1 protein-coding gene is annotated in these 1,136 nt (G+C 72.0%); it reads right to left on the reverse strand.

The window, feature by feature from the left end; genetic code table 11:
- Positions 1 to 28 precede the first annotated feature (28 nt).
- On the reverse strand, positions 29 to 700 hold the full coding sequence (locus AB0I76_RS17190) for a C39 family peptidase (RefSeq protein WP_357035942.1): 672 nt from the start codon (positions 698 to 700) through the stop codon (positions 29 to 31).
- Positions 701 to 1,136 lie beyond the last annotated feature (436 nt).

Genomic DNA, 1,136 nt, shown 5'->3' on the forward strand with positions numbered 1-1,136 from the left:
TGTGGGGGCCGCCCCTTTCTGGTGTGGGTCAGGAGATGTAGCCGCGGGTGGCGATCCAGTCGGCGAGGTTGTCGATGTTCATGCGGTAGGTGGCCTGGGCGGGGTCGGCGGAGTCGGCGATGGTGACGGTGTTGCCGCCGTCGCGGTAGCCGATGACGCTGATGTAGTGGCCGCCTTCGAAGGAGTGGGTGGTGCCGTCGGTGTCGGTGGCGGTGCCGGCGATGTTGGCGACCACGGCGCGGCCGTCGTCGACGGTGGCGACGATGTCGGTGCGCAGCTTGTCGGTCTGCTTGTCGTCGGCGCGGGGGGTGCTGATCTCGGTGGAGCGGTAGACGTCCTTACCGGTTTCCTTGTTCAGCACGGGGGTGATGTCGTTGACGGAGTTGGTGCCGGCTTCGGTGGTGCCCATGCGCTCGGCCATGCCGTCGACGTCGATGTCCTTGCCCTGGACGCTGAGGGCGTTGCGGGCGGCGGCGGGGCCGCAGTAGTAGAAGTTCGGCTGGGCCTGGTAGCGGACGTTGAGTTCCCGCTCGCCCTTGCGGTCGGACTTGTCCCGCTCGCTCTTGCTCTGTCCGGCGGTGACGGGCTTGCCGGTGTCGGCGGGGGCGGCGAAGGCGGTGGCGGGTCCGGCGAACACGCCGCCGACGAACGCGGCGCTGGCGGCGGTCAGGGCGGCCTTGCGGAACAGGGTGGTAGCCATGATCGGGGTGCTCCTTCACATCGGGGGTGCGCGACACACGCAAGAGGGGGGTTCTGCGGTGGCATGCCGCGATGTTTCGGGGGGTTCGGCCCGGCGGCCGTGGCCGGCGCGGGTCCGGGGGATGTAACGACCGGGTCCGGGGGGTCATTCCCCCGCCGGGTGTCCGGGGTCGGGCTCTGCGTGCGGCCCGCTGGGCTGTGCTGCGGCCCGGGGATGTAACTGCGGGAGCCGGCGGGTCATTCCCTGCCGGCGTCCGGGGCTGGGTGCGGCCCGAGGGGATGTAACCGCGGCCGGCGGTCAATCGTTCCCGCCGGGCCCGGGCCCATGGGTGCGGGCCGGGTGCGCCGCCCAGGGTGGCGCGGTCTGCCATGTACAACGACCCGCCCCCGCCCCGGATTCCACCCCCGGGGTGGCCCCGACCACCCGACACCCCACC

Source organism: Micromonospora sp. NPDC049799 (assembly GCF_040656655.1).
Taxonomy (GTDB): Bacteria; Actinomycetota; Actinomycetes; order Mycobacteriales; family Micromonosporaceae; genus Micromonospora.

What these genes read in the sequence shown, in the direction of transcription:
- AB0I76_RS17190 (WP_357035942.1), bottom strand. Translation starts at nt 700, where the DNA reads ATGGCTACCACCCTGTTCCGCAAGGCCGCCCTGACCGCCGCCAGCGCC.